The organism is Streptococcus oralis subsp. dentisani (assembly GCF_002860905.1).
Lineage (GTDB): Bacteria > Bacillota > Bacilli > Lactobacillales > Streptococcaceae > Streptococcus > Streptococcus oralis_BA.
This window is the reverse complement of the sequence record NZ_PKIG01000001.1, coordinates 296,279-308,699: the sequence shown is the minus strand read 5'-3', so window position 1 is coordinate 308,699 and position 12,421 is coordinate 296,279. Positions and strand designations below refer to the sequence as shown.

General features: G+C 40.3%; 9 protein-coding genes, 1 other RNA gene and 1 pseudogene. 9 read left to right on the top strand and 2 right to left on the bottom strand.

Translation table 11 applies throughout. The features are described 5' to 3' along the window. The first annotated feature begins 147 nt into the window (after positions 1 to 147). Positions 148 to 2,130, top strand: coding sequence for a peptide ABC transporter substrate-binding protein (locus CYK16_RS01520; RefSeq protein ID WP_101776524.1), 1,983 nt, complete (start codon positions 148 to 150; stop codon positions 2,128 to 2,130). A gap of 204 nt (positions 2,131 to 2,334) precedes the next feature. Here the strand turns inward: CYK16_RS01520 and pbp1a are convergent, their stop codons facing one another. Next, on the bottom strand, positions 2,335 to 4,500 hold the full coding sequence (gene pbp1a, locus CYK16_RS01515; protein ID WP_101776523.1) for a penicillin-binding protein PBP1A: 2,166 nt from the start codon (positions 4,498 to 4,500) through the stop codon (positions 2,335 to 2,337). After that, the gene (gene recU, locus CYK16_RS01510) at positions 4,493 to 5,092 is read right to left on the bottom strand and encodes a Holliday junction resolvase RecU (protein WP_060805237.1); all 600 of its coding nucleotides are present in this window, start codon (positions 5,090 to 5,092) and stop codon (positions 4,493 to 4,495) included. Before recU ends, pbp1a begins: the two co-directional genes overlap by 8 nt. A gap of 66 nt (positions 5,093 to 5,158) precedes the next feature. On the opposite strand from recU, the gene CYK16_RS01505 reads away from it, so the two are divergent. The 8 genes and pseudogenes from CYK16_RS01505 (at position 5,159) to CYK16_RS01470 (ending at position 12,379) form a co-directional block, all read left to right on the top strand. Further along, entirely contained in the window at positions 5,159 to 5,686 is a 528-nt protein-coding gene (locus CYK16_RS01505; protein WP_060805236.1) for an SLOG family protein, read from the top strand. 69 nt (positions 5,687 to 5,755) lie between these two features. Further along, positions 5,756 to 6,085: a cell division regulator GpsB gene (gene gpsB, locus CYK16_RS01500; RefSeq protein ID WP_049533777.1), complete on the top strand. Its 330-nt coding sequence runs from the start codon at positions 5,756 to 5,758 to the stop codon at positions 6,083 to 6,085. A gap of 20 nt (positions 6,086 to 6,105) precedes the next feature. After that, positions 6,106 to 6,486, top strand: an RNA gene (gene rnpB / locus CYK16_RS01495) — RNase P RNA component class B. Positions 6,487 to 6,570: 84 nt separating this feature from the next. Next, the gene (locus tag CYK16_RS01490; RefSeq protein WP_060805235.1) at positions 6,571 to 7,728 is read left to right on the top strand and encodes a THUMP domain-containing class I SAM-dependent RNA methyltransferase; all 1,158 of its coding nucleotides are present in this window, start codon (positions 6,571 to 6,573) and stop codon (positions 7,726 to 7,728) included. A 12-nt stretch (positions 7,729 to 7,740) separates the two neighbouring features. After that, positions 7,741 to 9,144 carry a cell division site-positioning protein MapZ gene (gene mapZ / locus CYK16_RS01485; RefSeq protein WP_060805234.1) on the top strand — a complete coding sequence of 468 codons (1,404 nt, stop codon included), beginning with the start codon at positions 7,741 to 7,743 and terminating at the stop codon, positions 9,142 to 9,144. A gap of 75 nt (positions 9,145 to 9,219) precedes the next feature. Next, positions 9,220 to 10,644, top strand: a complete 1,425-nt coding sequence (gene gndA, locus CYK16_RS01480; protein WP_000158785.1) for an NADP-dependent phosphogluconate dehydrogenase — start codon at positions 9,220 to 9,222, stop codon at positions 10,642 to 10,644. A gap of 11 nt (positions 10,645 to 10,655) precedes the next feature. After that, the gene (locus CYK16_RS01475) at positions 10,656 to 11,345 is read left to right on the top strand and encodes a response regulator transcription factor (protein WP_060805232.1); all 690 of its coding nucleotides are present in this window, start codon (positions 10,656 to 10,658) and stop codon (positions 11,343 to 11,345) included. A 99-nt stretch (positions 11,346 to 11,444) separates the two neighbouring features. After that, positions 11,445 to 12,379: pseudogene (locus CYK16_RS01470) on the top strand (N-acetylmuramoyl-L-alanine amidase family protein). The last annotated feature ends 42 nt before the right edge of the window (positions 12,380 to 12,421 follow it).

Sequence of the window (12,421 nt, the reverse complement as noted above, 5' to 3'; positions counted from 1 at the left end):
TATGTAATGTAGTTGAGGGATTTTTTGACATTATTCATATTTTTGCAAAGTTGTTGTTTAAAAAATAATTTTCTAAAATTCAGAAAATTCTATTGACAGGACGTTAAAAAGGGTCTATAATGAATAAAAAAAACAAAGGAGAATACTATGAAAACAAGGAAAGTATTGGCCCTTGCGGGAGTAACTTTATTAGCAACTGGTGTTTTAGCTGCTTGCTCTGGCTCAGGGTCTAGTGCAAAAGGTGAGAAAACTTTTTCTTATGTTTACGAAACAGATCCAGATAACCTGAACTACTTGACAACTGGTAAGGCAGCAACTACTGACATTACTAGTAATGTGATTGATGGATTGCTTGAAAATGACCGCTATGGTAACTTTGTGCCATCTATAGCTGAGGATTGGTCTGTATCTAAGGACGGCTTGACTTACACTTATACAATCCGTAAAGATGCCAAGTGGTACACATCTGAAGGAGAAGAGTATGCGCCTGTGAAAGCTCAAGACTTTGTAACAGGACTTAAGTATGCGACAGATAAGAAATCAGAAGCCCTTTACTTGGTACAGGATTCAATTAAAGGTTTGGACGCCTATGCTAAAGGGGAAAATAAAGATTTCTCTCAAGTTGGGATTAAAGCTCTTGACGATCAAACAGTCCAATACACTTTGAACAAACCTGAAAGTTTTTGGAATTCTAAAACAACAATGGGTGTCTTAGCACCAGTTAATGAAGAGTTTTTAAACTCTAAGGGAGATGATTTTGGGAAAGCAACAGATCCAAGCAGTATCCTTTATAATGGTCCTTATTTGTTAAAATCTCTTGTGGCTAAATCTTCCGTTGAATTTGCGAAAAATCCTAACTACTGGGATAAGGATAATGTTCACATTGATAAGGTAAAACTTTCATTCTGGGATGGTCAAGATACAGGAAAACTTGCAGAAAACTTCAAAGATGGAAGCTTTACAATGGCTCGTCTCTTCCCGACAAGCGCAAGTTATCCTGAACTTGAAAAAGAGTTTAAAGACAACATCGTTTATACACCACAAGATTCTACTACTTATTTAGTAGGTACTAATATTGATCGCCAGTCTTATAAGTACACTTCTAAGACAACGGATGAAGAAAAAACATCAACCAAGAAAGCTCTTCTAAACAAAGATTTCCGTCAAGCCCTTGCCTTTGGTTTTGATAGAAAAGCCTATGCTTCTCAAGTGAATGGTGCGAATGGGGCAACTAAACTGCTTCGTAACTTGTTTGTTCCTCCTACATTTGTACAGGCAGATGGAAAGAACTTTGGCGAAATGGTCAAAGACAAATTGGTGACTTATGGTGACGAATGGAGCAACGTGAACTTGGATGATGCTCAGGATGGACTCTACAATCCTGAAAAAGCGAAAGCAGAGTTTGCTAAAGCCAAGACAGCTCTCCAAGCGGAAGGTGTTCGATTCCCAATCCACTTGGATATGCCAGTTGACCAAACCAATACAACAAAAGTTCAACGTGTCCAATCTTTTAAACAATCACTTGAAGAAACATTAGGAACTGACAATGTCGTCATTGATATCCAACAACTTCAAAAAGATGAAGTTCTCAATGTTACCTACTTTGCTGAAACGGCTGCAGGACAAGATTGGGATGTCTCAGATAACGTTGGATGGGGACCAGACTACATTGACCCATCTACCTACCTTGATATTCTCAAACCATCTGTAGGGGAAAGTACAAAGACTTATCTAGGATTTGATGCTGGTACAAATAATGCAGCAGCTAAACAAGTTGGTTTGGAAGACTACGAAAAAATGGTTGTTGAAGCTGATGCAGAAGTGAAAGACATTTCAAAACGTTATGAAAAATATGCAGCTGCCCAAGCTTGGTTGACAGATAGTGCTTTGATCATCCCAACAACTTCTAAAACTGGTCGTCCAATGTTGTCTAAGATGGTACCATTTACACTTCCGTTTGCATACTCTGGTAACAAGGGTACGACCGAAGCCACTTTGTATAAATACCTTGATGTACAAGATAAACCAGTGAGAGTTGATGAGTATCAAAAAGCTCAAGAAAAATGGATGAAAGAAAAAGAAGAATCCAATAAAAAAGCGCAAGAAGAACTTGCAAAACATGTTAAATAAAGGTAAGGGAGTTGGTTTGTAGCCGACTCTTTTATACTCTTCGAAAATCTCTTCAAACCACATCAGCTTCCATCTGCAACCTCAAAACACTGTTTTGAGCAACCTGCGGCTAGTTTCCTAGTTTGCTCTTTGATTTTCGTTGAGTATTAGCTATCTTGTAGTAAAAAAATCCTGAGAATTTCTAACTCTCAGGATTTTTCGTATTTACTGTTGTGGTTGTTGAAATTGAGGGGCCTGTGGTTGTTGTTGGATTTGTTGGCCAGGCTGTCCCTGATTAGGATTCGTTGGTGTAGGATTATTTGCTGGTTGACCAGGAGTAGGTGTTACTTGAGTGCTTGAACTTTCAGATGTTGTAGAGGGACTCTCTACTTCTGATTGTGTTTGTTGTGTGTCAGGAGTATTTAATGTATTTCTGGCTCCATTTTGGAATACGAACTGGCCGCTTCGGTATAGTCCTTCAGGCATTGTCCAGTCTCCAGGATGGTTATTTTGAGCAAGGTAGCTCATCATAGCGCGATAGACTCTAGCAGCAACTGTGAGACCGTCGCCTAGAATAGGAGTGAGACGGTTGCTATAACCTGTCCAAACGGCCATTGAATACTTACGAGTATAACCGACAAACAGTTCATCTGGTGCTACAAGTTGATTCGACTTGATATGATTTTCGATTTCTTCATCTGTATAGTTAGAAGTCCCTGTTTTCCCTGCTTGAGGAATTCCAGGCAGATAGGCGTTGTAACCTGTTCCAGATGTCAAAACTGTTTTCATCATTTCTGTCATCATGTAGGCAGTAGACTCTTTCATAGCTCTTGTACCAACGTCAGAAAATTCTTTTTCACTACCGTCACTAAAGACGATTTTATTGATGTACATTGGTTTGTGATAAGTACCGCCATTTGCGAATGCAGCGTAGGCTGCAGCCATTTTTTCACTGCTTGCCCCGTATTGTTTACTAGATTCAGTTGTATTACTTGAAATAGCATTTGAATAGTGTATTACAGGATAGTCGATTCCTAAACCATTTAGGAAGTTTTTAGCTCTATCTAAACCAACCTTATTTAGTGTTTCAACGGCAGGTACGTTACGAGATTGTTGAAGGGCATATTGCAGAGTAATATTACCAAAATATGCTCGATCCCAGTTGTAAACAGGAGTACTTGTACCAGGATAGTTATAAGGAATATCGTGGACAGTAGTTGCAGTTGAATCATATACACCGTATTCTAAGGCTGGGGCATAATCAGTGATTGGTTTCATGGTTGATCCCCAGTCACGGTTGGTTTCCACAGCTTGGTTGGTACCAAATGAAACGTTACTTGCTTGGTGACGAGCTCCAAGTTGGGCGATGACTTTACCATTGGAAGTATCAACGATAGTTGAGGCTACTTGAAGGTCATTATCTGGATAAGAGACATACTCATCTGTATTGTAAATATCCCAAAGTCGTTGTTGAATTCCCTTGTCTACATTTGTGTAGACTTCCATCCCAGTAGTAAGAAGATTATATCCAGTTTCGTGCTCTACTTGTTCAATAACCTCTTTTAGATAGTTATCCATATATGCTGGATAAGTAGCAGCCGATTTAAGACTTTGTAAACCATCAGTGATAGGTGTGTTGACGGCTTTTTCATATTGCTCAGCACTAATGTAATCTTGCCCTCTCATTTCTGAAAGAACTAAATTACGACGGTCTAGTGCTGCATCTGGATGAGAGTAAGGATCGTATTGGTTGGGTGCCTGTGGCATACCTGCTAGCAAAGCTAATTGAGGTAGAGAGAGGTCTTTTAAGTCTTTTCCGTAGTAATTTTGGGATGCTGTCTGCATACCATAGTTACCATTTGACATATAGACCTTATTGATGTAGTAGGTAAGGATTTCTTGTTTGGTAGCTTTTTGTTCCAATTGGACAGCTAACCATGCCTCTTGTGCTTTTCGGGAGATATTTTGATCCGAAGTTGATGTTGAGAAATAGGTCAACTTAATCAACTGCTGAGTTAGGGTTGATCCTCCCTGTAAAGAGTTACTTTGTAAGTTACGTAAGAAGGCCCCCATGATCCGAATCGTATCTACCCCTCTGTGGTCAAAGAAGCGATGGTCCTCGATAGACACGATGGCTTTGACTAAATCAGTAGGAATTTCGTTGGCCTGAGCGTTTACTCGGCGTTCAGAGCCCAGATCGGCAATGAGTTCGTTATTATTGTCGTAAATCTTGCTCGAAGTTGTTGCAACTAATTTACTATCTGATAGTGCTGGAGCTTTACTTACAAAATAGAGGAAAACACCCCCACCCAATAGAAATAATGCGATAAAGAGAGTTAGGAAAAAGATTCCAGTATACTTTAATATTCGCATAAGAATGTATTTATTCATCTTGTTTACCACCTAGTAAATGTTCTTTGATGACATCGAGATAGGGAATTCGTGGAAATGCCCCTAGTTTTATCTGGTAACCGTATTCTCGTATGTATCCAAGTGGCATTGATTTTTGCCCCTTATCTTGATGATAGAAGCGAATCAAATCATATGCCGGTAATAAGTAGGTTTCTTGCTGAGAAGAAAAGTGAAGAAGGACAAAGCAGATTCCTTGTTGGGCAAGGACTTGTTCCATATGCTGAATCTGATGTGGATGAAAATTTTTCATCGGAATCGCACGTTTTTGTTTTGTTTCCTTAGCTTCAAAGTCGATGTAATATCCATTATAAACGCCAGAATAGTCTGTCGTTGAAGCTTGTCGAAAATAGGCTTCAACAATCTTGGCACGACTCCGTTGTGGATAGTCCACTCGTACGATTTGAATAGGGGTTGGTTTCTTATGTATAACAGCTAAGCCCTGAGACAAATAGTAGTCGTTGGTAGCATTGATCATCTTTTCAAAAGACATTCCTCGATTTGCGAAATTTTTGGGTTGAGAAAGAGATGTTTGTCTTTTTTGTGATGAAATTTTATGAGGATAGTTGACCATAATTCTCCTTATTGGTACAATAACATCACTCTATTATATCATAAATTTGCACAGGAAGGGTTAAAAATGACTACAGCTTTGGTTTTAGGCTATTCTGCTTTTGATTTGGGTTTGTTTTCTGACAAGGATCCTCGTCTTAAATTGATTAAAAAAGCGATACGTAAAGATTTAGAAGCTATGGCAGCAGATGGGGTGACTTGGCTTGTATTTACAGGGATTTTGGGCTTTGAATATTGGGTTTTAGAGGTTGCTCAGGAAATGAAGACAGAGTACGGTTTCCAGTTGGCCACCATTTTTGCTTTTGAAACCCATGGGGAAAATTGGAATGAAGGCAATCAGATGAAACTGAGTCGCTTTAAGCAGGTAGACTTTGTCAAATATGCCTATCCTCGTTATGAACACAAGGGGCAGTTAAGAGACTACCAGCAGTTTTTACTGGAAAACACGAACAGTTCCTATCTTTTTTATGATGAAGAAAATGAAACGAAACTAGCTTATTTTTACCAAAAGATGAAAAATCAAGAGGACTATTTTATAAAGAGATTAACATTTGATCAGTTAAATGAACTTGCTGAAAATTTTTCCGAAAATTGAAGCTTTGACCTTGATTTTTGTTTGGCTTTTTTTATATAATAATACTAGCAAGCAAGAATGGAGAGAGACATGGCAAGTATTATTTTTTCAGCGAAAGATATTTTTGAACAAGAGTTTGGGCGTGAAGTCCGTGGGTATAGCAAGGTAGAAGTTGATGAGTTTTTAGACGATGTCATTAAGGATTATGAAACCTATGCTGCCTTGGTCAAGTCACTTCGTCAGGAAATTGCGGATTTGAAGGAAGAATTAGCTCGTAAACCGAAACCTTCACCAGTTCAAGCAGAGCCTATGGAAGCGGCAACTACAAGTTCTATGACGAATTTTGATATTTTGAAACGCCTGAATAGATTGGAAAAAGAAGTTTTTGGTAAACAAATTTTAGATAACTCGGATTTCTAAGTAGTTATTTGAGATGTGCAATTTTTGGATAATCGCGTGAGGAGAGTTGCTTCTCATGAGGAAAGTCCATGCTAGCACAGGCTGTGATGCCTGTAGTGTTTGTGCTAGGCGAAACCATAAGCCTAGGGACGAGAAATCGTTACGGCAGTTGAAATGGCTAAGTCCTTGGATAGGCCAGAGTAGGCTTGAAAGTGCCACAGTGACGGAGTCTTTCTGGAAACGGAGAGAGTGGAACGCGGTAAACCCCTCAAGCTAGCAACCCAAATTTTGGTCGGGGCATGGAGTACGCGGAAACGAACGTAGTATTCTGACTGCTATCAGCTAGAGCTGTTAGTGGTAGACAGATGATTATCGAAGGAAGTGGTCCTAGTCACTTCTGGAACAAAACATGGCTTATAGAAAATTGCATATAGGTTGGGGCTGAGAAATTTTCTCAACCTCATTTTTTAAAGTGGACATATAGAAAGGTCTTGCAAGACTGTAACATGAAAAAAGAATTTAATTTAATTGCAACTGTGGCAGCAGGTCTTGAAGCTGTTGTGGGACGAGAAGTGCGAGAGTTGGGCTACGATTGTCAGGTTGAAAATGGACGTGTTCGTTTTCAAGGAGACGTCAGAGCTATTATCGAAACCAACCTCTGGCTTCGAGCAGCAGATCGTATCAAGATCATCGTAGGAACTTTCCCAGCTAAGACTTTTGAAGAACTGTTTCAGGGAGTTTTTGCTTTAGATTGGGAAAATTATTTACCACTCGGAGCTCGGTTCCCGATTTCCAAGGCCAAATGTGTTAAATCTAAACTTCACAATGAGCCGAGTGTTCAGGCTATTTCTAAGAAAGCTGTTGTTAAGAAATTGCAGAAACACTATGCTCGCCCAGAAGGTGTCCCTCTGATGGAGAATGGCCCAGAGTTTAAGATTGAGGTCTCTATTCTCAAAGATGTGGCAACTGTCATGATTGATACGACCGGGTCTAGCCTCTTTAAACGTGGTTATCGTACGGAAAAGGGTGGCGCTCCTATCAAGGAAAACATGGCGGCAGCTATTTTACAACTTTCTAACTGGTATCCAGACAAGCCTTTGATTGATCCGACCTGTGGTTCGGGGACTTTCTGTATTGAGGCAGTCATGATTGCTCGAAAGATGGCACCAGGACTTCGTCGCTCTTTTGCTTTTGAAGAATGGAACTGGATTAGCGATCGCTTGATTCAAGAAGTGCGCACAGAGGCGGCTAAAAAAGTGGACCGTGAGCTGGAACTGGATATTATGGGCTGTGATATTGATGCTCGCATGGTGGAAATTGCTAAAGCTAATGCTCAGGCAGCTGGTGTTGCAGGAGACATTACTTTTAAGCAGATGCGCGTTCAGGATTTACGTTCTGATAAAATCAATGGCGTGATTATCTCAAATCCGCCTTATGGAGAACGTTTATCAGATGATGCAGGGGTGACCAAGCTCTATGCTGAGATGGGGCAAGTATTTACACCACTGAAAACTTGGAGTAAGTTTATCCTAACTAGTGATGAAGCATTTGAAAGTAAGTATGGTAGTCAGGCGGATAAGAAACGTAAGTTATACAACGGAACCTTGAAAGTGGATCTGTATCAATATTTTGGTCAGCGTGTTAAACGCCAAGAGTTAAAATAGAAAGGAATACCCATGAGTAAGAAAAGACGGAATCGTCATAAAAAAGAAGTCCAAGAACCGCGATTTGATTTTGATGAAGCAAAAGAGCTAACAGTTGGTCAAGCCATTCGTAAAAATGAAGAAGTGGAAGCAGGGGTCTTGCCTGAGGATTCCATTTTGGACAAGTATGTTAAACAACATAAAGATGAAATCGAAGCAGATAAGTTTGCGACTCGTCAATACAAAAAAGAGGAGTTAGTCGAAACTCAGAGTCTGGATTATTTAATTCAAGAGGTGCGTGAGGCTGTAGAGGAGTCAGAAGCTTCTTCGGAGGAAGTTCCATCTTCTGAAGACATCTTACCACCCTTGCCTCTGGACGATGAGGAGCAAGGCTTGGATTCTCTATTGCTAGAGGATGAAAATCCAATAGAAATGACTGAAGAAGTGGAAGAGGAGCAAAACCTTTCTCGTCTGGAACAAGAAGGCTCAGAAAAGAAAAGCAAAAAAGGATTTGTTTTAACCGCTTTGGCGTTTGTATCAGTGATTATCTGTGTCAGTGCTTATTATGTTTACCGTCAAGTGAATCGCTCAACACAGGAAATCCAAACTTCTCAATCATCGTCTAGCGAGCAGAATGTTCAGCCGATTTTAGAAGATTTCAATAGCCAATACGATGCCTTTTATACAGATAGCAATAAAACGGCTTTGAAGAATAGCCAGTTTGATAAACTGAGTCAACTCAAAACCTTGCTTGATAAGCTGGAAGGTAGTCGTGAACATACGCTTGCCAAATCGAAGTATGATAGTCTAGCAACGCAAATCAAGGCCATTCAAGATGTCAATGCTCAATTTGAAAAACCAGCTATTGTGGATGGTGTTTTGGATACCAATGCCAAAGTCAAATCGGATGCTAAATTTACGGATATTAAAACTGGAAATACGGAGCTTGATAAAGTGCTAGATAAGGCTATCAGTCTTGGTAAGAGTCAGCAAACAAGTGTTTCTAGCTCAAGTTCAAGTCAAACTAGCAGTTCAAACTCTAGTCAAACAAGTTCAAATACGATTAGTGAGACAAAACCAAGTAGTTCAAATGAGACTAGAAGTAGTCGCAGTGAAGTCAATATGGGTCTCTCGAGTGCAGGGGTTGCTGTTCAAAGAAGTGCTAGTCGTGTTGCCTATAATCAGTCTGCTATTGATGATAGTAACAACTCTGCCTGGGATTTTGCGGATGGTGTCTTAGAACAAATTTTAGCGACTTCACGTTCACGTGGATATATCACTGGTAACCAATATATCCTTGAACGTGTTAATATCGTTAATGGCAATGGTTATTACAACCTCTACAAGCCAGATGGAACCTATCTCTTTACCCTTAACTGTAAGACAGGATACTTTGTTGGAAATGGTTCTGGACATGCGGATGCCTTGGACTTCTAAGTAGCCGTTACAAAATTCTTTCTTTTCAAAAGTAAAAATGATAAAATAAAACAAATTAAATAAGAGGAGTGTCAAATGACAAAAGCTAACTTTGGTGTCGTAGGTATGGCCGTAATGGGTCGTAACCTTGCCCTTAATATTGAATCTCGTGGTTACACAGTTGCTATCTACAACCGTAGTAAAGAAAAAACTGAAGATGTAATTGCTTGCCATCCTGAAAAGAACTTTGTACCAAGCTATGACGTTGAAAGTTTTGTAAACTCAATCGAAAAACCTCGTCGTATTATGCTCATGGTTCAAGCTGGACCTGGTACAGATGCTACAATTCAAGCCCTTCTTCCACACCTTGACAAGGGTGATATCTTGATTGACGGTGGAAACACTTTCTACAAAGATACAATCCGTCGTAATGAAGAATTGGCAAACTCAGGTATCAACTTTATCGGTACTGGGGTTTCTGGTGGTGAAAAAGGTGCTCTTGAAGGTCCTTCTATCATGCCTGGTGGACAAAAAGAGGCCTACGAATTGGTTGCGGATGTTCTTGAAGAAATCTCAGCTAAAGCACCAGAAGATGGCAAACCATGTGTGACTTACATCGGTCCTGATGGAGCTGGTCACTATGTGAAAATGGTTCACAACGGTATCGAGTATGGTGATATGCAATTGATCGCAGAAAGCTATGATTTGATGCAACACTTGCTAGGTCTTTCAGCAGAAGATATGGCTGAAATCTTTACTGAGTGGAACAAGGGTGAGTTGGACAGCTACTTAATTGAAATCACAGCTGATATCTTGAGCCGTAAAGACGACGAAGGTCAAGATGGACCAATCGTAGACTACATCCTTGATGCTGCAGGTAACAAGGGAACTGGTAAATGGACTAGCCAATCATCACTTGACCTTGGTGTGCCATTGTCACTAATTACTGAGTCAGTATTTGCACGTTACATCTCTACTTATAAAGAAGAACGTGTACATGCTAGCAAGGTTCTTCCAAAACCAGCTGACTTCAAATTTGAAGGAGACAAGGCTGAGTTGATCGAAAAGATTCGTCAAGCCCTTTACTTCTCAAAAATCATTTCATACGCACAAGGTTTTGCGCAATTGCGTGTAGCTTCTAAAGAAAACAACTGGAATTTGCCATTTGCAGACATCGCATCTATCTGGCGTGATGGCTGTATCATCCGTTCTCGTTTCTTGCAAAAGATTACAGATGCTTACAACCGTGATGCAGACCTTGCTAACCTTCTTTTGGATGAGTACTTCTTGGATGTTACTGCTAAGTACCAACAAGCAGTGCGTGATATCGTAGCTCTTGCTGTTCAAGCTGGTGTGCCAGTGCCAACTTTCTCAGCAGCTATTACTTACTTTGATAGCTACCGTTCAGCTGACCTTCCAGCTAACTTGATCCAAGCGCAACGTGATTACTTTGGTGCCCACACTTACCAACGTAAAGATAAAGAAGGAACCTTCCACTACTCTTGGTATGACGAAAAATAAGTAGGTCTGCCATGGGGAAACGGATTTTATTACTTGAGAAAGAACGAAATCTAGCTCATTTTTTAAGTTTGGAGCTCCAAAAAGAGCAATACCGAGTTGATCAGGTTGAGGAGGGGCAAAAAGCCCTCTCCATGGCTCTTCAAACAGACTATGACTTGATTTTATTGAATGCTCAACTGGGGGATATGACAGCCCAGGATTTTGCAGACAAGCTGAGTCGAACTAAGCCAGCCTCAGTCATCATGGTCTTGGACCATCGTGAAGACTTGCAAGATCAGATTGAGACAATCCAACGCTTTGCTGTTTCTTACATTTATAAGCCAGTTATTATTGAGAATCTGGTAGCCCGTATTTCAGCGATTTTCCGAGGTCGGGACTTCATCGACCAACACTGTAGTCAGATGAAGGTTCCAACGTCTTACCGCAATCTGCGTATGGATGTAGAACATCATACCGTTTATCGTGGCGAGGAGATGATTGCTCTGACCCGCCGTGAGTATGACCTTTTGGCTACTCTTATGGGAAGCAAGAAAGTTCTGACTCGTGAGCAGTTGTTGGAAAGTGTCTGGAAGTATGAAAGTGCGACCGAAACCAATATCGTGGATGTCTATATCCGTTATCTACGTAGCAAGCTTGATGTAAAAGGTCAAAAAAGCTACATTAAAACAGTACGTGGTGTTGGTTACACCATGCAAGAATAGAAAAGCAGTTGCAGTTATGTAACTGCTTTTTTTGGGGGTGTTTTATATATTGACATGCAGTTTGGTCTTTGCTATAATCAGCTATGGAGGATAGGTCTAATGAAAATAATAAAAAAATTGATGCAAATCGCATTAGCAGTCTTGTTCTTTAGCTTACTGGCAACAAGTGCAGTATTGGCGGATGATGCTGATTCAGAAGGTTGGCAATTTGTCCAAGAAAATGGTAGAACCTACTACAAGAAGGGTGACATCAAAGAAAAGGCCTGGCGAGTGATTGATGGCAAGACCTATTATTTTGATCACGTATCAGGAGAAATGGTTGTCGGCTGGCAATATATCCCGTTTCCATCTAAAGGTAGTACAATTGGTCCTTACCCAAATGGTTTAAGATTAGAATTTATGCCAATGCCAAGATGGTACTACTTTAACCAAGATGGGATCCTACAAGAATTTGTTGGCAAGCAAGTTTTAGAAGCAAAAACTGCTACCAATACCAACAAACATCATGGGGAACAATATGATAGCCCAGCAGAGAAACGAACCTATTATTTTGAAGATCAGCGTAGCTATCACACTTTAAAAACTGGTTGGATTTCTGACGAAGGACATTGGTATTATTTACAGAAGGATAGTGGCTTTGATGCTCGTATCGACAGTTTAACGGTTGGGGAGCCAGTGCGTGGCTGGACCAATGATAACTCAACTTGGTACTATCTAGATCCAACAACTGCTGCAATGCAAACTGGTTGGAAATATCTTGGCAATAAGTGGTACTACCTCCGTTCATCAGGAGCCATGGCAACTGGCTGGTATCAAGAAGGCTCATCATGGTACTATTTAGATGCTGAAAATGGTGATATGAAAACGGGCTGGCAATACCTTGGTACTACCTAAATGCAAGTAATGGAGATATGAAGACAGGTTGGTTCCAGGTTAATGGCAAATGGTACTATGCTTATAGCTCAGGTGCTTTGGCAGTGAATACGACTGTAGATGGCTATTCTGTCAACTATAATGGTGAATGGGTTCAATAATGAAAGAGGCGATTGTGAAGGAAACAATCGCTTTTTTTGTGA

Excerpts from the sequence above, each read along its gene's own strand:
- mapZ (WP_060805234.1), top strand. The coding sequence starts at position 7,741 with ATGAGTAAGAAAAGACGGAATCGTCATAAAAAAGAAGTCCAAGAACCG.
- gpsB (WP_049533777.1), top strand. The coding sequence starts at position 5,756 with ATGGCAAGTATTATTTTTTCAGCGAAAGATATTTTTGAACAAGAGTTT.
- CYK16_RS01505 (WP_060805236.1), top strand. The coding sequence starts at position 5,159 with ATGACTACAGCTTTGGTTTTAGGCTATTCTGCTTTTGATTTGGGTTTG.
- CYK16_RS01475 (WP_060805232.1), top strand. The coding sequence starts at position 10,656 with ATGGGGAAACGGATTTTATTACTTGAGAAAGAACGAAATCTAGCTCAT.
- gndA (WP_000158785.1), top strand. The coding sequence starts at position 9,220 with ATGACAAAAGCTAACTTTGGTGTCGTAGGTATGGCCGTAATGGGTCGT.
- CYK16_RS01520 (WP_101776524.1), top strand. The coding sequence starts at position 148 with ATGAAAACAAGGAAAGTATTGGCCCTTGCGGGAGTAACTTTATTAGCA.
- recU (WP_060805237.1), bottom strand. The coding sequence starts at position 5,092 with ATGGTCAACTATCCTCATAAAATTTCATCACAAAAAAGACAAACATCT.
- pbp1a (WP_101776523.1), bottom strand. The coding sequence starts at position 4,500 with ATGAATAAATACATTCTTATGCGAATATTAAAGTATACTGGAATCTTT.
- CYK16_RS01490 (WP_060805235.1), top strand. The coding sequence starts at position 6,571 with ATGAAAAAAGAATTTAATTTAATTGCAACTGTGGCAGCAGGTCTTGAA.